At 32.6% G+C, this 19,303-nt stretch carries 12 protein-coding genes; all 12 read right to left on the bottom strand.

What is annotated here, in order from left to right; all coding sequences use genetic code 11:
• Positions 1-131: 131 nt before the first annotated feature.
• The 12 genes from OD91_RS12810 to OD91_RS12755 all read right to left on the bottom strand — a co-directional run bounded on the left by OD91_RS12810 (position 132) and on the right by OD91_RS12755 (position 19,248).
• Positions 132-1,709, bottom strand: a complete 1,578-nt coding sequence (locus OD91_RS12810; protein ID WP_144896773.1) for an NADP-dependent glyceraldehyde-3-phosphate dehydrogenase — start codon at positions 1,707-1,709, stop codon at positions 132-134.
• A gap of 150 nt (positions 1,710-1,859) precedes the next feature.
• The gene (gene ilvC, locus OD91_RS12805) at positions 1,860-3,335 is read right to left on the bottom strand and encodes a ketol-acid reductoisomerase (protein ID WP_144896772.1); all 1,476 of its coding nucleotides are present in this window, start codon (positions 3,333-3,335) and stop codon (positions 1,860-1,862) included.
• 10 nt (positions 3,336-3,345) lie between these two features.
• Positions 3,346-3,876 carry an acetolactate synthase small subunit gene (ilvN, locus tag OD91_RS12800; protein ID WP_144896771.1) on the bottom strand — a complete coding sequence of 177 codons (531 nt, stop codon included), beginning with the start codon at positions 3,874-3,876 and terminating at the stop codon, positions 3,346-3,348.
• A gap of 1 nt (position 3,877) precedes the next feature.
• Positions 3,878-5,611, bottom strand: a complete 1,734-nt coding sequence (gene ilvB, locus OD91_RS12795; protein ID WP_144896770.1) for a biosynthetic-type acetolactate synthase large subunit — start codon at positions 5,609-5,611, stop codon at positions 3,878-3,880.
• A gap of 97 nt (positions 5,612-5,708) precedes the next feature.
• On the bottom strand, positions 5,709-7,388 hold the full coding sequence (ilvD, locus tag OD91_RS12790; protein ID WP_144896769.1) for a dihydroxy-acid dehydratase: 1,680 nt from the start codon (positions 7,386-7,388) through the stop codon (positions 5,709-5,711).
• A 349-nt stretch (positions 7,389-7,737) separates the two neighbouring features.
• Positions 7,738-9,201 carry a glutamate synthase subunit beta gene (locus OD91_RS12785; protein WP_144896768.1) on the bottom strand — a complete coding sequence of 488 codons (1,464 nt, stop codon included), beginning with the start codon at positions 9,199-9,201 and terminating at the stop codon, positions 7,738-7,740.
• A 4-nt stretch (positions 9,202-9,205) separates the two neighbouring features.
• Positions 9,206-13,714 (bottom strand): glutamate synthase large subunit, encoded by a 4,509-nt coding sequence (gene gltB, locus OD91_RS12780; RefSeq protein ID WP_144896767.1) that lies wholly within the window; start codon positions 13,712-13,714, stop codon positions 9,206-9,208.
• Positions 13,715-13,959: 245 nt separating this feature from the next.
• Positions 13,960-15,177 (bottom strand): ammonium transporter, encoded by a 1,218-nt coding sequence (locus OD91_RS12775; RefSeq protein ID WP_144896766.1) that lies wholly within the window; start codon positions 15,175-15,177, stop codon positions 13,960-13,962.
• Positions 15,178-15,203: 26 nt separating this feature from the next.
• Positions 15,204-15,542 carry a P-II family nitrogen regulator gene (locus OD91_RS12770; protein ID WP_144896765.1) on the bottom strand — a complete coding sequence of 113 codons (339 nt, stop codon included), beginning with the start codon at positions 15,540-15,542 and terminating at the stop codon, positions 15,204-15,206.
• A 21-nt stretch (positions 15,543-15,563) separates the two neighbouring features.
• The gene (locus OD91_RS12765) at positions 15,564-16,559 is read right to left on the bottom strand and encodes an outer membrane beta-barrel protein (RefSeq protein WP_255513260.1); all 996 of its coding nucleotides are present in this window, start codon (positions 16,557-16,559) and stop codon (positions 15,564-15,566) included.
• A 380-nt stretch (positions 16,560-16,939) separates the two neighbouring features.
• Positions 16,940-18,061: a 3-isopropylmalate dehydrogenase gene (leuB, locus tag OD91_RS12760; RefSeq protein WP_144896764.1), complete on the bottom strand. Its 1,122-nt coding sequence runs from the start codon at positions 18,059-18,061 to the stop codon at positions 16,940-16,942.
• 11 nt (positions 18,062-18,072) lie between these two features.
• Entirely contained in the window at positions 18,073-19,248 is a 1,176-nt protein-coding gene (locus OD91_RS12755) for a 2-isopropylmalate synthase (protein ID WP_144896763.1), read from the bottom strand.
• Positions 19,249-19,303 lie beyond the last annotated feature (55 nt).

Here is a 19,303-nt window from a genome sequence, read left to right as displayed (position 1 = left end):
AGCTATTATTTTTTTTTTCGCAAATTTTTAACATTTAATATAGTAATAATATTTTCTTGTATTCATCAAAATTGAGAACAAACCCTTTTGTTTTCAATAGTTTAAATAAGATATCAGTACTTATTAATATTTTACAAAATATATTCTGTATTTATAAAATTAGATGCTTTTTTTTCTAATAATTCTTCTAAAATTGCATTATTATATTCATTGTCTTTAGATGCAACAAAAGTTCTAATAGAAAAAGAACGTAATGCATCATGAACACTTAAGGTAGCAACCGCAGAATCTTTTCTTCCAGTAAATGGATAAATATCTGGCCCGCGCTGACATGAACTATTCAAATTAACTCTACAAACTTGATTTACCAAAGCATCAATTAGTGATGAAAGTGTGTTTACATCTTTTCCGAAAAGGCTTATTTGTTGTCCGTAATTAGATTCTGAAACATCATCCAAAGGTTGATCTATATCATTAAATGAAACAATTGGAATTACTGGACCAAATTGCTCTTTATGAAATACTCGCATTTCTTTTGTAACAGGAAATAAAACAGCTGGAAAAATATAATTATCTGTTCTTTCTCCGCCTTTATCATTTATAATATTAGCTCCATTTTTTGTAGCATCATCGATCAAACCTTGAATATAATCTGGTTTATCAGTTTCTGGTAATGGTGTTAAGCTCACATTTTCTTCCCATGGATTTCCAAATTTTAAAGCATCTACAGCTTTAGAAAAGCGTTTATTAAATTCATCCACAATCGACTCATGAACATACAATATTTTTAACGCTGTACATCGTTGCCCATTAAAAGAAGTAGCTCCAGCTATACATTCTTTTATAGTTAAATCTAAATCTGCATCTGGTAAAACAATTGCTGGGTTTTTTGCTTCTAATCCAAAAACCAATCGTAATCTATTTTTCTTTGGATGATTTGACTGAATTGCATTTGCAGATTTACTATTCCCAATTAATGCTAATACATCAATCTTACCTGTTTCCATAATTGGGGTTACCAATACTCTACCTCTACCATATATAATATTTACTACACCAGCTGGAAAACTATTTTGAAATGCTTCTAAAAGTGGGCTTAATAGTAGGACCCCATATTTTGCTGGTTTAAAAACTGTAGTATTTCCCATGATTAAAGCTGGAATCAACAACGCAAAAGTTTCATTTAAAGGGTAATTATAAGGTCCTAAACACAAGACTACTCCTAAAGGTCCACGTCTTATATGTGCATAAACTCCACTATGTTTTTCAAACTTAGCACTATCTCTATCAATCTTTTTATATTCTTCAATAGTATCGTAGATATAATCTATAGTTCTGTCAAATTCTTTTCTTGAAGAGTTTAAGTCTTTACCAATTTCCCACATCAATAATTTTACAACTTCGTCTCTTTTGGTTTTCATTTGCACAGCAAACTTTTCCATGCAGGCTATACGGTCTATAACCTTCATCGTTGGCCATAATCCTTTTCCTTTATCATACGCATTATAAGCAGCATCCAATGCTTCTAACGCTTCTTCTTTTTGCAAATTTGGAACAGTTCCTAATAATGTTGGCTTGTATTCTTTAGTTGATGAAATTGTAGAAAAAACATCTGCAGTTTCGCCTTTCCATTTTTTTAATTCTCCATTTACTAAATAAGTATCTTGTTGAATTTGTTCTTTGATTTTATATATTTCTGGTATGTTCATTAATTATTCAATTTTAATAGTATAAAATTACATCAAAAATATCAGTAAAACAGTAAATACAACTATATAAAAACACAACAACCGACACTAAAAAATAGTATCGGGTGTTTATATATCTAAATAAGAAATTTCTTTCCTCTATAGTATTCCTTAAACGATTGCTTTCATAGAAGTCATAGACGCTCTTAAGAAAGTTCCAATTTTTTCTACTGGATGATTTCTTAACGCAGCATTTACTTCAATTAATTTTGCATTATCTACTCCTTGCCCGTTATCAGTCGCATATGGTTTTCCGATAACATCAGTATCAATTGTTTTCATAAAATCTGCTAATAAAGGCTTACAAGCATGATCAAATAAATAACAGCCATATTCTGCAGTATCAGAAATTACACGATTCATTTCGAATAATTTTTTACGTGCAATTGTATTTGCTATTAACGGAGTTTCGTGTAACGATTCGTAATAAGCAGACTCATCAATAATACCAGATTCGGTCATCGCTTCAAAAGCTAATTCAACACCCGCTCTTACCATTGCAACCATTAATACTCCATTATCGTAAAACTCTTGCTCAGAAATTTCTACATCTCCAGCTGGCGTTTTTTCAAAAGCAGTTTCACCTGTTGCAGCTCTCCATGATAATAAGTTTTTATCATCATTAGCCCAATCTGCCATCATTCCTTCAGAAAAACGTCCTTCCATAATATCTGCCATATGTTTTTGAAACAACGGTCTCATGATATCTTTTAATTCTTCTGATAATTCAAATGCTTTAATTTTTGCAACATTAGAAAGACGATCCATCATATTAGTTACACCTCCATATTTTAATCCTTCTGTGATAGTTTCCCATCCATATTGAATTAATTTTGAAGCATAACCAGGGTCGATTCCTTTTTCTACCATTTTATCAAAACTTAAGATAGAACCTGTTTGTAACAATCCACATAGAATTGTTTGCTCACCCATTAAATCTGATTTTACCTCAGCAACAAAAGAAGAAGCTAACACTCCTGCTCTATCTCCACCTGTTCCTACTGCATATGCTTTTGCTTGCGCCCAACCTTTTCCTTCTGGATTATTTTCTTCATGAACAGCAATTAATGTAGGTACACCAAAACCTCTTTTATACTCTTCTCTAACTTCTGATCCTGGTGATTTTGGAGCGACCATAATTACTGTTAAATCTTCACGAATTTGCATCCCTTCTTCAACAATATTAAATCCATGAGAATACGATAATGTTGCTCCTTTTTTCATTAAAGGCATTACTGCATTTACAACATTTGTATGTTGCTTATCTGGCGTTAAATTTAAAACTAAATCTGCCGAAGGAATTAACTCATCATACGTTCCCACTGCAAAACCATTTGACGTTGCATTTTTGTAAGATTCTCTTTGCTGATCAATAGCAACTTGTCTTAACGTATAAGAAATATCTAAACCAGAATCTCTCATATTTAAACCTTGATTAAGCCCTTGAGCTCCACAACCAACGATTACAATTTTCTTTCCCTTTAAAGCATTTACTCCATCTTCAAATTCTGAAGAGTCCATAAAACGACATTTAGATAATTGATCTAATTTTTGTCCTAACGATAACGTATTAAAATAATTTGACATTTTTATTTATTTAGTTGTTGAATGTTTCTAACATTGTTGATATTTTCATTTCTTCTTTGGTCACTGCAATCAATCCAGAACGTGTGTATTGCATAATACCAAAAACGTTTAATTGATTATATAATGCTACGATTTCATCTTTTTTTCCTGATTTTTCAAGAACAAAAAACTCTTTATTTACAGTAACAATTCTAGCATTACTTTCTTTGATGATATTCTGAATCTGACGTTCTTCAAACAATAATTCAGATTTAATTTTAAACAAACCTGAAATCTGATAAATTGTATCCTCAATATCATGATAATACGCTTTAATTACTTCAATTTGCTTTTCTATCTGACCGATAATTTTCTTAACATTATCTTCAGTCATATTGATAACAATAATAAATTTAGATACGCCTTCAATTTCTGATGGTGATGTATTTAAACTTTCAATATTAATATGTCTTCTTTGAAAAATTGCTGAAATTCGATTCAACAATCCAATATTATTTTCAGTATAAATCGATACTGCGAATAGTTGTTTTTCTGTACTCATTTTATTCTAATCTTATATCTGAAACACTTGCACCAGAAGGAATCATTGGAAATACATTATCTTCTTTTTCTACACAAACTTCTAAAAAATAAGCTTCTTTACTCTGCATCATTTCTGCAACAGCATCTGCTAATTCTTCACGTTTTGTTACTTTTCTTGCTTTTATATAATATCCTTCAGCAATTTTTACAAAATTTGGGTTTACCATTTCTGTTGATGCGTAACGCTTGTCAAAAAATAACTGCTGCCATTGACGTACCATTCCTAAAAAATCATTATTTAAAACTACCACTTTTACAGCGGCTTTTTGCTGAAAAATTGTTCCTAATTCTTGAATCGTCATTTGATAACCACCATCACCAGATATAGATACAACTTCACGTTCTGGAGCTGCCATTTTTGCGCCAATTGCAGCTGGTAAACCAAAGCCCATAGTTCCTAATCCACCAGAAGTAATATTACTTTTTGTAACATTAAAATCTGCATATCTACAAGCTACCATTTGGTGCTGACCTACATCAGTTACAATTGCTGCTTCACCTTTACTTTGAATGTTGATTTCTTTCAAAACCTCACCCATTGTTAAGCCTTCTTTGGAAGGATATAAATCGTTTTTGATTACTTTTTCGTATTCAATTGCATATAAATCTTTAAACTTCTGATGCCAATCAGCATGAGTCTTCTCATCTAATAAAGGCAACAAAGAATCTAAACTTACTTTTGCATCACCTAAAACAGCAACATCCGTTTTTACGTTTTTATCAATTTCTGCTGGATCAATTTCAAAGTGAATTACTTTTGCTTGCTTAGCATACGTATTTAAACTTCCAGTAACTCGATCATCAAATCGCATTCCGATCGCAATTAACACATCACATTCGTTGGTTAAGATATTTGGCGCATAATTACCATGCATACCAACCATACCAACATTTAATGGATGTGAAGTTGGAATTGCAGATGCTCCTAAAATAGTCCAAGCAGCAGGTATTCCTGCTTTTTCTACAACTGCTTTTAATTGCTCTTCTGCCTCACTTAAAATAACTCCTTGCCCCCAAACAATTAATGGCTTTTTAGCTTCATTAATTAATTTTGCCGCAGCTTCAACTGAATTAATATCAGTTTTTGGAACAGGATTATAGCTTCTAACTTTTGTACATTTTTCATACGAAAAATCAAACTCTTCAAATTGAGCATCTTTGGTAATATCAACCAAAACTGGTCCTGGTCTTCCACTTTTAGCAATATAAAATGCTTTCGCAATTGCTTCTGGAATTTGAGATGCTTTTGTTACTTGACAGTTCCATTTTGTTACTGGTGTTGAAATTCCAACAATATCTGTTTCTTGAAACGCATCACTCCCTAATAAATGAGAAGGTACTTGCCCAGTGATACACACCATTGGTGTAGAATCTATTTGCGCATCTGCAATACCCGTAATTAAATTGGTTGCTCCTGGTCCAGAAGTAGCAATTGCTACACCAACTTTATTAGAAATTCTAGCATATCCTTGCGCAGAATGCGTTGCTCCTTGTTCATGACGTGTTAAAACGTGATGAATTTTATCTTGATACTTATATAATTCATCATAAACTGGCATAATTGCTCCTCCAGGATATCCGTAAAGAATATCTACTCCTTCTTCAATTAAGGATCTAACAATTGCCTCACTACCAGAAATACGTTCTGTAGTTTTTGATGTTTTATTTTGACTTTTTATGGTTTGTGTTTCCATATTTTTTTCTTTTTAGATGAAAGAAAAGAGAAAAAAGAATAGAGATATTTTTATTCTCATTTTCTTGATTCTTAACTCTTTGTTCTTTTCTCTTATTTTAAAATGCGTCTGTTACACATCCTTTAGATGCTGATGCAACAGTTTTTGCATATTTATATAATATTCCTTTTTTGTGTTTTAATGCTGGTTCAACCCAATTTGCTTTTCTTTCTGCTAATTCTTCATCAGAAAGCAATACATTAATTGAATTATCTTCAGCACTAATTTTAATTTTATCTCCAGTTTTCAACAATCCGATTGTTCCTCCCGATTGTGCTTCTGGCGTTATGTGACCCACAACAAATCCGTGTGTTCCACCAGAAAAACGACCATCGGTAATTAATGCTACCGATTTTCCTAAACCTGCTCCCATAATTAACGAAGTTGGTTTTAACATTTCTGGCATTCCTGGACCTCCTTTTGGACCTACATAACGAATAACGACGACATCTCCTCGTTCGACTTCTCCATTCGAAATACCTGTATTTGCAGCTTGTTCACCATCGTATACAACTGCTTTCCCTTCAAATAACAACCCTTCGTTTCCAGAGATTTTTGCAACTGCTCCTTCCGAAGCTAAGTTTCCATATAATATCTGGATGTTTCCTGATGTTTTTAATGCTTTATCTTTTGGATAAATAACATCTTGCTCATCAAATTCCATCGCTTTTACATCTGCTAAATTCTCAGCCAATGTTTTCCCTGTAACCGTTAAACATTCTCCATGTAAATATCCATTGTCTAATAAATATTTCATAATTGCTGGCGTACCACCAATACCATGAACGTCTTCCATTAAGTATTTTCCTGATGGTTTTAAATCAGCAATTAACGGAGTTCTATCACTTACTTTTTGAAAATCTTCTAAAGTAAAATCGATATCAGCTGCATGAGCAATCGCCAAAAAGTGTAATACTGCATTGGTTGATCCACCTAATGCATTTACCAAAGCAATCGCATTTTCAATTGATTTTTTAGAAATAATATCTAATGGCTTTAAATCTAATTCTAATAAATTTTTAATCGCCAAAGCCGTTCTTTCTGCTTCCGATAATTTATTTGGATTTTCTGCTGGGATTGATGAATTATACGGCAAAGCAAACCCCATACATTCAATAGCAGACGCCATTGTATTTGCGGTATACATTCCTCCACATGCTCCAGCACCAGGAATGGCTCTTTTTATAATTTCCCTATATTCTTCTTCTTCAATTTCTCCAGCAACTTTTTGCCCTAAAGCTTCAAATGCAGAAACAATATTTAATTTTCTTCCTTTATAATTTCCAGAAGCAATTGTACCACCATACATCATAATTGATGGACGATTTAAACGCAACATAGAAATTACAGCTCCTGGCATATTTTTATCACAACCAACCACAGAAATCAATGCATCATAACTTTGTGCATTCATAACTGTTTCTATAGAATCTGCAATAATATCTCTTGATGCTAATGAGTAATTCATACCCGACGTCCCCATAGAAATTCCATCAGAAACACCAATCGTATTAAATCCTAAACCAACTAAACCAGCAATTTTACACTCAACTTTTACTTCTCCAGCCAAATTGTTTAAATGCATATTACAAGGGTTACCATCGTACCCTGTACTTGCAATACCAACTTGTGCTTTTTGCATATCTTCATCAGTCAAACCAACTGCATATAACATGGCTTGTGATGCTGGCTGAGACTCATCTTGAGTTAATCTTCTACTGTGTTTATTTAAAGTCATTATCTATTCTGTTGTGTTATATACTTTTTCAAGTATCGAAAGTATTTTATTCTCTATATTTTTTTATTCTTTTTTTATTTTATTGATGATTTTCACCAATCCTAAAAATCATTTAAAATCCTAATTTTCAATATTTTAACATATTCAGTATATGATATCTATAGACATAAAAAAAAGCTTCCAAATTATGGAAGCTTTTAAATATTTATAAAATATTAAATATAGACTTCCTATCGTTGTAATGGAATTACAATGACAGAAACTAAAATGATATTTAATACTTGTTTATACATATAAAGTGCAAATATGAAAATTTATTTTTAATGCGAATCACTTTCATCGATAAAAATTATAAAGCAACCAAATCTCCAGTAGCATTTTTAGAAGGTAAATCAGATTTACCCATTAAATAAATATCTACTTGACGTGCAGCTTCTCTACCTTCAGAAATAGCCCAAACAATTAACGATTGTCCTCTACGCATATCTCCTGCTGCAAAAATATTAGGAACATTGGTTTGATATTTTCCGTATGTCGCTTTGTAATTAGAACGTCCATCTTTTTCTAATCCTAATTTATCTGCTAATGTACTTTCTGGTCCTGTAAAACCTAGAGCTAACAATGCTAAATCACATGGCCAAGTTTTTTCAGTTCCTTCAATTTCTATTAATTTTGGTCTTTCACCAGGAATCATTTCCCACTCAACATTAACCGTTTTTAAAGCAGTTAATTTTCCATCTTCATCTTTAATAAATTCTTTTGTATTGATTAACCAATTACGCTCTACACCTTCTTTATGTGAAGAAGACGTTTTTAACTGTAATGGCCAAAAAGGCCAAGGAGTTGTAGCTGAACGATGTCCAGGAGGCTTCGGCATTATCTCAAAATTTACTACTGATTTAGCTCCATGACGATTCGATGTTCCAATACAATCTGAACCAGTATCTCCACCACCAATAACAATCACATCCTTATCAGTTGCCATTACTTGATCTTTAATTTTTTGACCAAAAACAACTTTTGTTTGTTGTGTTAAGAAATCCATAGCTTGCACTACGCCATCTGCATCAATACCAGGTGTTGGCAAACTTCTTCTTTCGGTAGCACCTCCACATAAAACGACCGCATCAAATGCTTTTAAATCTTTTACATCATAATTTACACCAACATTTACATTGGTTTTAAATGTAATTCCTTCAGCTTCAAGAATTGCAATACGTCTGTCAATGATTCCTTTTTCCATTTTGAAATTAGGAATTCCGTAACGTAATAATCCACCAATAGCATCATCACGTTCAAAAACAGTAACGGTATGCCCCGCTCTATTTAATTGCTGTGCTGTTGCTAAACCTGCTGGTCCAGAACCCACTACAGCAATCGTTTTTCCGGTTCTAACTTTTGGAGGTTGTGGCTTAATCCATCCTTCTTTAAACGCACGTTCTACTATATTTTTTTCAATATTTTCAATAGAAACAGGATCTTCAATAATTCCTAGTACACATGCTTGTTCACATGGTGCGGGACATAAACGACCTGTAAACTCAGGAAAATTATTAGTAGCATGTAATACCCACGAAGCCTTCTGCCATTCACCTTGGTGAACCATATGGTTAAAATCAGGAATTAAATTCCCAAGCGGACAACCACTATGGCAAAAAGGTATTCCACAATCCATACAACGAGAACCTTGTTCTGTGATTTCTTTATCACTTAAAGGCACAGTAAATTCTTTATAATCTTTTACACGATCCTTTACTGGCGTGTATTTTTCATCTTTTCTTTCGAACTCTTTAAAACCTGTTACTTTTCCCATCGTTCTATGCTGTTAATTCTTCTACTTGTTGTTCTTCTGTCTCTAAACGTTTTAAAGCTCGTTTGTATTCAGTTGGCATCACTCTAACAAAATTATTAATGCTGTTATCCCAATCTGCTAAAATTTCTTTTCCTCTATTACTTTTGGTGTAAGAAACATGTTTTTTGATGATTGCTTTTAATTCTTCTGCATTCTCTTTTGTAATATCTTCAAATTCAATAGTCTCTGTGTTACATAAACCATTAGTGAATTTATTTTCAGGATCATATACATACGCAATACCGCCACTCATACCTGCTGCAAAATTTCTTCCTGTTTTACCAAGAACAACTACTTTACCTCCAGTCATGTATTCACAGCAATGATCTCCAACACCTTCTACAACTGCTGTTGCTCCAGAGTTTCTTACTGCAAAACGCTCTCCTGCAATTCCGTTGATGTATGCTTGACCATCAACTGCTCCGAACATACATACATTACCAACAATGATATTGTTTTCGGCAATAAAGTCTGCTTTAGCTGGTTTCTTAACAATTAATTTAGCTCCAGATAAACCTTTTCCTAAATAATCATTAGTATTTCCTTCTAGAGTAAATGTTAATCCATGTGCTCCAAATGCTCCAAAACTTTGTCCTGCAGAACCAGAGAAGTTTACATTAATAGTATCTTCTGGTAATCCTAAATGACCATATTTTTTTGAAATTTCATTACTTACAATAGCACCAACAGTTCTGTCAGTATTATTAATTGGGTAACTCAAATTCATTTTTTCTTTTCTGAATAATGCTCTATGCGAATCTTTCAAAATTTGAAAGTCCATCACATTTTCTAAAGCATGATCTTGTTTTTCAGAATTCTTAACTTCCATCTCGCTATAAACCGCTGGTCTATGTAAGATTGATGATAAGTCTAATCCTTTTGCTTTATAATGTGTGATTGCTTTATTTGCATTTATTTTATGAGTCTGACCAATCATTTCATCCATCGTACGGAATCCTAATTGTGCCATAATTGCTCTTAATTCTTCGGCTATATAATAGAAGAAATTAATTACGTGTTCTGGTGTTCCTTTAAAGTTTTTACGTAACTCTTTATCTTGAGTTGCAATACCTACTGGACATGTATTTAAATGACATTTACGCATCATAATACAACCAGAAGCAACTAAAGGTGCTGTTGCAAATCCAAATTCTTCTGCACCTAATAAGGTAGCAATTGCAACATCACGTCCAGTTTTTAACTGGCCATCACATTCTACAACAATTCTACTTCTTAAGTTATTTAATACTAACGTTTGTTGTGCTTCGGCTAAACCAAGTTCCCAAGGTAAACCAGCATGTTTTAAAGATGTTAAAGGTGATGCTCCTGTTCCTCCATCATAACCAGCAATTAATACAACATCTGCTTTTGCTTTTGCAACACCTGCGGCAATTGTACCTACACCAACTTCTGAAACTAATTTTACATTAATTCTTGCTTCACGATTCGCATTTTTCAAATCGTAAATTAATTGTGCTAAATCTTCAATGGAATAAATATCGTGATGTGGTGGTGGCGAAATCAAACCTACAAAAGGGGTTGAATTTCTTGCAGCTGCAATCCATGGTAATACTTTTTCACCAGGTAATTGACCGCCTTCTCCAGGTTTTGCACCTTGAGCCATTTTAATTTGAATCTCTTTTGCGTTTGATAAGTAATGTGAAGTCACTCCAAATCTTCCTGAAGCCACTTGCTTAATTGCAGAGTTTCTACTATCACCATTTACATCAGGTTGAAAACGTTTTCTATCTTCTCCGCCTTCACCAGAATTAGATTTTCCTCCAATTCTATTCATGGCAATCGCTAAATTTTCGTGTGCTTCTCTTGAAATAGATCCATAAGACATGGCACCCGTTTTAAAACGTTTTACAATTTCTGTCCAAGGTTCTACTTCATCTAAAGGAATTGGGTCAAAATTATCAAACTCGAATAAACCACGAATGGTCATTAAATTTTCAGCTTGTTCATTGATCGCTTTAGCATATACATCATAACTTTTCTGATCACTTAAACGAACAGCTTGCTGTAATTTTGCAACCGTAGTTGGATTAAACATATGTCGCTCACCATTACGTCTCCATCTATATTCTCCTCCAATATTTAATCCTAAATTTTTATCAATCTGATTGTCTGGATACGCTTGTTTGTATCTCTGGTCAATTTCTTTTTCAATTTCATACAATCCAATACCTTCAATTCTTGAAGCTGTGTATGGGAAGTATTTTTCTACAAATTGAGAGTTGAAACCAACTATTTCAAAAATTTGAGAACCTCTATACGAACGAAGCGTTGAGATTCCAATTTTGTTCATCACTTTTAAAATCCCTTTTCCTATCGCTTTATTGAAATTATCAACAGCTTTTTGTTCATCCATTCCTGTAATAAAACCATCTGCAACTTGCATTCTGATAATTTCATTCACCATATATGGGTTGATAGCACTTGCGCCATAACCAAATAAAGTTGCGAAATGATGTGGTTCACGCGGTTCTGCAGATTCAATAATAATATCGAAATAAGAACGCTTACGTAAACGGTTTAATTGATGATTTACAAAAGAACATGCTAATAAAGCAGGGATAGGAGCAAATTCTTTGTTTACACCTCTATCCGAAAGAATAATAATATTTGTTTTACGCTCTAATGCTTTTTCAATCTGAACGATAATATTTTCTAAAGCATCTTCTAATCCGTTAAGACCTTGTGCTTTTGGATATAACATTTCAATAGTTTCTGCTTTAAAACTTTCTATTGATATGTTTCTAATTTTTTCTAAATCGGCATTAGAAATAACAGGATTTTGAATTTTTAATTTTCTACACTGTCTTTCTGTAATGCTAAAAATGTTTCTATCTTTTCCTAATGATAAACTAATGTCTGTTACAATTTCTTCACGAATTCCATCCAATGGTGGATTTGTAACTTGTGCAAATAATTGCTTAAAGTAGTTTGAAATCAACTGTGGTCTGTCTGATAAAACCGCTAAAGGTGTATCTATTCCCATAGATCCTAAAGCTTCTTTACCAACTTGTGCCATTGGAGTAATTACTTCTTGAATATCTTCAAACGTATAGTTAAATAAACGTTGTCTAGTTTTTACATCGATGGTTTCTATAGGACACGTTTCTCCTTCATAAGGAACATCTTTTAAATGCAATCTTGTTTTATCTAACCATTCTTGATATGGTCTTTCTGAAACAATCTTACTTTTAATTTCTTCATCATTGATGATACGTCCTTCGTTCATATCCACCAAGAACATTTTTCCTGGTTCTAATCTACCGTGACTTTCTACGTCTTCTGGCGCAACTTCTACCACACCAATTTCTGAAGACATAATTAATTTTCCGCTTTTAGCAACGGTATATCTAGAAGGTCTTAAACCATTTCTATCTAATAAAGCACCAATATAATCACCATCTGTAAACGGTACAGAAGCTGGCCCATCCCAAGGCTCCATAATACACGCGTTGTATTCGTAAAAAGCTTTACGTTCTGGTGACATTGTTTTGTGCTTTTCCCAAGCTTCAGGAATCATCATCATCATCACTTCAGGTAACGACCTACCTGTATGCGTTAATAATTCTACCACCATATCCATAGAAGCTGAATCTGATTTTCCTGGTAAAATAATTGGGAATAATTTATCGATTTGTGGTCCGAAAACATCACTTTTCATGATTTCTTCACGCACACGCATTCTAGAAACATTACCTCTTAACGTGTTAATTTCTCCATTCTGACACATAAATCTAAATGGTTGCGCTAGCTCCCAAGTAGGCATTGTATTTGTAGAAAAACGTTGATGTACTAATGCCAAACGAGTAACTAAATCTCTTTCTTGAAGATCTTTAAAAAAAGGACCAATATCTTCTGGTCTTATAATCCCTTTATAAATTAAAGTTGTTGTAGATAAACTAGACACATAAAAATAAGAAACCTGAGACATTTTAGACCCAGAAATAATATGCTCTGTAATTTTACGAGCAGCATATAGTTTTGCTTTAAAAACAGCTTCAGTTATTTCTTCTGTTTTTCCAATAAAGAGTTGTTCGATATTTGGTTCTGAAGCTAAAGCAATTTCTCCTAAATTAGAGTTATCAACTGGTACTTCTCTCCAACCAAGAACTTTTAATCCTTGATTATTGATTTCTGTTTCAAAAGTATCTCTACAGAATTTATATTGATTTTTGTTTTTCGGTAAGAAAACCGAGCCTACTGCATAATCTCTTTGCTCTGGTATATCAAAATTACAAACTCTTTTAAAGTATGTATGAGGAATATCAATTAATAATCCAGCTCCATCACCAGTTTTTCCATCTGCACTAACACCACCTCTATGTTCTAGTTTTACTAAAATCTCTAATGCATCATGAATAATTTGATTTGTTTTCTCTCCTTTAAGATTACAAATAAATCCAGCTCCACAATTCTCATGTTCAAATTCAGGTAAATAAAGTCCTTGTTTCTCCATTATTATTCTTCAATTAAGTCAGCTAAATTACTTATTTTATTGAATATAATTAGGTGTTTTGGCTTTTATGATGTGATTTTTATAATGAAAATAAAATACCTATATAAAAAATTAAATAATGATAATTAAATCCAATTTAAATGATAATTTAATAAACTGGGTAAATAAAAAAAAGCCTATAAAATAAATTTTATAGACTTTTTTAAAAAACAATTAACTAACAATTCTATTCTTCTTCTATTCTTTTAATGCTCATTTAATCTAAAATCTGGGTATGCATTCATTCCATGCTCATGCTTATCTAAACCTTGTAATTCTTCTTTTTCTGAAACTCTAATTCCAACAGTTTTCTTAAGTATAAAAAATATTAAGAAAGATGTAACTATACAAAAAGCTGCATAACAAGCTACACCAGTTAATTGAGCTATAAAAGTATGCTCTGGGTTTGTAGAAAATATACCTACAGCTAAAGTACCCCAAATACCACATACTAAGTGCACTGCGATAGCACCTACTGGGTCATCTAATCTTAATTTATCAATTAATGATACTGCAAATACAATAATTGCTCCTGCAATACCTCCAATAATAATAGCGCTTTCTGGAGTCATAACATCTGCTCCAGCTGTAATACCAACTAAACCACCTAAAATACCATTTAAAAACATGGTTAAATCAAGGTTCTTATATTTAATAAATGATACTAATGCTGCTATAACACCACCTGCTGCTGCTGCTAAACATGTTGTTACTAATGTTAATGATGTTAATGTTGGATCAGCAGAAAGTACAGAGCCTCCATTAAATCCAAACCAACCTAACCATAGTATTAAAACACCAGCAGTTGCTAAGGGTATGTTATGTCCAGGAATAGCTTTTGAAACTCCATCTTTAAATTTACCAATTCTTGGACCTAATAACCAAACTGCTACTAAGGCAGCCCATCCACCAACTGAATGTACTAATGTTGAACCAGCAAAATCATAAAAACCTAACCCGTCTAAGAATCCTCCACCCCATTTCCAAGAACCTGCAATTGGATAAATTAAACCTACATAAATAACTGTAAAAATCATAAAAGGACCTATTTTCATACGTTCTGCTACTGCTCCAGAAACTATCGTAGCTGCTGTTGCTGCAAACATCCCTTGAAATAAGAAATCTGTCCACCATGTATAACCTCCGTCTGCATATTCAGGTGTCATACCATTTTCTGGTGGTGTAATTCCTGGAACAATTGAACCTATAAATCCATTAAATTCTCCAGGATACATTAAATTAAATCCAATTAAGTAATATAATAACAATCCAACGGTGATAATAAATATGTTTTTGAATAAAATATTTATTGTGTTTTTCTGTCTTGTTAAACCTATTTCTAAAAATGCAAATCCTGTATGCATAAAGAAAACTAAGGCTGTACAGATCATCATCCATACATTATTTGTTGTAAATATTTCCATGTGTGTGTTGTTGTATTTTGGTTAAATTAATTTAATGTATCTCCTCCTTTTTCGCCAGTTCTAATACGGTAACTATCTTTAATATCAGAAACAAAGATTTTACCATCTCCTACTTCTCCAGTTGCTGCCGAATTAATAATAGCATCAATAGCTATATCTTCAAAATCGTCATTTACTACAATAGCTATATGCCTACGTTGAATATCACTTGTACTAAAAGAAACACCTCTATAAACATGCCCTTCTTTTTCATTGCCTAAACCTGTTACATCCCAATAAGAGAAGAAATTCACTCCTACTTTGTGCAATGCGTCTTTAACGGCACTGAATTTTGATTTTCTAATAATTGCTTCAATTTTTTTCATGGTATAAAAATTTAAATGTTATTAAAATTTGTAAACCGCAGCTATCGTTGCTCCAGTAACATTGTTTTTCCCAAAGAAAGTAACATCATTAGAAGTATCATATCTTACCTCAGTAAGTAATGACAAGCTATCTGTTAATGTTGTACTACCTGTTAAAGTAAAAGCTGATTGATTTGCATCTCCAGCACCAGAAGTAGTTGTATAAAACTCAGGTCTTAAACCTAACGAAAATTTCTCTGAAAATTTGTTCTGTAAATATAAAGCTAAACCTTGGTAACCTGCATCTGCTTTACTAGAATTTGAGTATGCAGCATTGATTCCGAAATAAAATGTATCTGTTAAATCAAATCCACCAGTATAATCAATAAAAAATACATCTGTTGGTCCACCCTGTGCAACTGCACCATATACTAAGTTTAAGTATTGACCTTTATATCCTGTTTGAAATCCTAATTGATAATCATCTGTTGGGTTTGCTCCTGCAGTAATTGCATGTGGATTTGTAAACGCAAACATAAATGATAAATCTTCTGAAGAAGCATAATCTAATTTAATACCAGTATGTGAAAATGGCCCAGCATTAAATAAATATGATACTGAGTAATTAAAGTTTCCAGTTGGGGAAATCACTTCGTACCCTAAAAACGTATTAAATTGTCCTAAAGTTATTGTAACACTTTCTGAAGCTTTATAATACGCATATAATTGATTGATTGCACCAGTATAAGCATTTGCTGCATTTGCTCTTGGACCGTACGCTAAATCTGCAACAATACCAGCTTTTCCTTTTTCATAAGAAAAAATAGTATTTACCATTCCTAATCCGAAACCATTTGCTGGAACATCCGTTAATACGCCAACTGAACCTAATGAGTTTTTTGAAAAGTTACTACTGTAATAAGTATCTACAGTACCGCTAAGTGAAAAAGTACCCTTTTCTTCTTTTTCTTCCTGTGCTAATACAGTAAAACTGAATGTTGATAAAAGTAATAATGTAAGTGTTTTTTTAATTGACATAATTGATTTGTTTTTTAATTTTTATATGCAGCAAAACTACTACACAAAAGTCTTTCAATCCAAACAACAGCAAGCCTTAAGCGTTACGAAAACGATTTCGAAAACGAAGTGAGTGTCAAAAAAAATAGGGTAAAAATTAAAATTTGATAAAATCAATTTAAACGAACATTAATAAAATATGATATCAATAAAATGATGTGAATAATTTACGAATGACATAAAAATGACAGTTCATTGAAAATAATTTAAAAAAAACATCGAAATCAACCATTTTATTGAGTTATTTTCATTGATTTAAGACAAAATGATTAATATTTTTCAATGAAAAATCAATTTTACTGAGAATATTTCAAAATACCAATAAAGAAAGTCAGTTTTACTTAAATAATAGTACTCTGCCCCATGTGAATGTTCTGGAAATTTAGATTACTATCATCCTGATTTTGAATATAATCTGCAATAAAGTGCCCAACTTTAGATGTTGTAGCTGAATAAGAATTCTTTCCTTTTATATCTTCTGTAGTAATACCTAGGTTTAGCGATTTTTGTACTCCCCTTTCAATAGCATCAGCTTCTTCATCTAATCCTAAATGCTCTAATAACATAGCCGCAGATAGAATTGATGCTAATGGATTTGCAATATCTTTTCCTTTTGCTTGCGGAAAAGAACCATGAATGGGTTCAAATAAAGCATTTTCTGTCCCTATTGATGCTGAAGCTAATAAACCTATAGATCCACCTATAACACTTGCTTCATCAGAAATAATATCACCAAAAAGATTCTCGGTTAAAATTACATCAAACTGTTTAGGGTTTAGAATAATTTGCATTGCTGCATTATCAACAAATAAAAATTCTAACGTTACATCTTTATATTCTTTTGCGATTTCCGTAACTGTTTTCCTCCACAATCTAGAAGTCTCTAAGACATTAGCTTTATCTACAAGTGTAAGTTTTTTCTTTCTATTTTGTGCAGCTTTAAATGCAACATGAGTAATTCTTTCAATTTCTTCTGTTGAATACACACAACCATCAAAAGCTTTTTTACCGTCTTCACTTAGTTTTTTCTCACCAAAGTATATACCTCCAGTTAATTCTCTATAAATGACAATATCTGTTCCTTTAATCACTTCTTCTTTTAAAGGAGAGTTTTTTAACAGCTTTTCATACGCTTTTACGGGTCTAACATTACAGAATAACCCTAATTCTTTACGAAGTTTAAGTAAACCTTGCTCTGGACGAATTTTAGCTGCTGGATCATTATCATATTTTGGATCTCCTATTGCTCCAAATAAAACCGCATCAGAATTTTTACAAATCTCTATAGTTTCATCAGGTAAAGGATTCCCAGTTTTATCAATTGCTATTGCACCCATTAATGCTTCTTTGAAGATAAAAGTATGATCATACTGATCTCCAATAGCTTGTAACGCTTTTTTTGCTTGAGCTGTTACTTCTGGTCCTATACCATCTCCCGGGATTACTGCAATATTAAATTTCATAACTATATTAATTAAGCCATTGCAATTTTTGATGTTTTATTGACTTCTTTCATAATTAAATGAAGATCATTATCAATCACTTCTTTTTGTTTATCAGCATATTGTAAAAATGATTGATACGCAGAATCTAACTGAACTTTAGTTAATTCGTACCCAATCTTTTTTGCTCTATACGCTAGCGCAGCTCTACCACTTCTTGCCGTAAGTACAATTGCACTTTCTGTAACACCTACATCTTCTGGATCCATAATTTCATAGGTTTCTCTATTTTTTATGACTCCATCTTGATGTATTCCAGAACTATGCGCAAACGCATTTGCACCAACAATAGCTTTGTTTGGCTGAACAAACATACCCATTTTCTCACTTACCATTCTACTTGTATCATACAATAGCTTCGCATTAATGTCTGTTTCTAAATTTAAATATGGGTGTTGTTTTAAGATCATTACAACTTCTTCTAACGCTGTATTTCCTGCACGCTCACCAATACCATTTATTGTACATTCTATTTGACGTGCTCCGTTAATTGCTCCTGCAATAGAATTGGCTGTTGCTAATCCTAAATCATTATGACAGTGACAAGAAATTATTACATTCTCAATCCCTTTAACGTTATCTTTTAAATACTTGATTTTCGCTCCATATTCTTCAGGCAAGCAATATCCTGTAGTATCAGGAATGTTTAAAACTGTAGCACCAGACTTTATAACTTCCTCACAAACTTTTGCTAAAAAAGCATTATCTGTTCTACCAGCGTCTTCTGCGTAAAACTCTACGTCATCTACAAAATTCTTTGCATATGCTACCGCTTCTTTTCCTCTTCTAATAACTTCTTCTTGAGAAGTTTTGAATTTATATTTTATATGAGAATCACTAGTACCAATACCTGTATGAATCCTAGGGATTCTAGCATGTTTTAATGCTTCTGCAGCAACTTCAATATCTTTTTTAACGGCTCTGGTTAAACCACAAACTGTTGCGTTTTTTACAATTTTAGCAATTTCTTCAACAGATTTGAAATCTCCTGGACTCGAAACAGGAAAACCAGCCTCTATAATATCAACACCTAAAAGGTCTAATCGTTCGGCGATAATTAGTTTTTCTGTTGTATCTAATTTACACCCCGGAACTTGTTCTCCGTCTCTAAGTGTGGTATCAAAAATTTGGACTTTGTTATCCTTCATTCTACTTTTGCTTTATTCTATTAAAACAAATGTATATATTGGCTTTCCAAACGAG

Origin of the sequence: Lutibacter sp. Hel_I_33_5 (genome assembly GCF_007827455.1) — a bacterium.
Classification (GTDB): Bacteria; Bacteroidota; Bacteroidia; order Flavobacteriales; family Flavobacteriaceae; genus Polaribacter.
The sequence above is the reverse complement of the archived record's forward strand: the minus strand, read 5'-3'. Positions and strand labels throughout refer to the sequence as shown.

Bases quoted from the DNA above. Each gene is read 5' to 3' on its own strand.
- OD91_RS12810 (WP_144896773.1), bottom strand. From the start codon at position 1,709: ATGAACATACCAGAAATATATAAAATCAAAGAACAAATTCAACAAGAT.
- ilvC (WP_144896772.1), bottom strand. From the start codon at position 3,335: ATGTCAAATTATTTTAATACGTTATCGTTAGGACAAAAATTAGATCAA.
- ilvN (WP_144896771.1), bottom strand. From the start codon at position 3,876: ATGAGTACAGAAAAACAACTATTCGCAGTATCGATTTATACTGAAAAT.
- ilvB (WP_144896770.1), bottom strand. From the start codon at position 5,611: ATGGAAACACAAACCATAAAAAGTCAAAATAAAACATCAAAAACTACA.
- ilvD (WP_144896769.1), bottom strand. From the start codon at position 7,388: ATGACTTTAAATAAACACAGTAGAAGATTAACTCAAGATGAGTCTCAG.
- OD91_RS12785 (WP_144896768.1), bottom strand. From the start codon at position 9,201: ATGGGAAAAGTAACAGGTTTTAAAGAGTTCGAAAGAAAAGATGAAAAA.
- gltB (WP_144896767.1), bottom strand. From the start codon at position 13,714: ATGGAGAAACAAGGACTTTATTTACCTGAATTTGAACATGAGAATTGT.
- OD91_RS12775 (WP_144896766.1), bottom strand. From the start codon at position 15,177: ATGGAAATATTTACAACAAATAATGTATGGATGATGATCTGTACAGCC.
- OD91_RS12770 (WP_144896765.1), bottom strand. From the start codon at position 15,542: ATGAAAAAAATTGAAGCAATTATTAGAAAATCAAAATTCAGTGCCGTT.
- OD91_RS12765 (WP_255513260.1), bottom strand. From the start codon at position 16,559: ATGTCAATTAAAAAAACACTTACATTATTACTTTTATCAACATTCAGT.
- leuB (WP_144896764.1), bottom strand. From the start codon at position 18,061: ATGAAATTTAATATTGCAGTAATCCCGGGAGATGGTATAGGACCAGAA.
- OD91_RS12755 (WP_144896763.1), bottom strand. From the start codon at position 19,248: ATGAAGGATAACAAAGTCCAAATTTTTGATACCACACTTAGAGACGGA.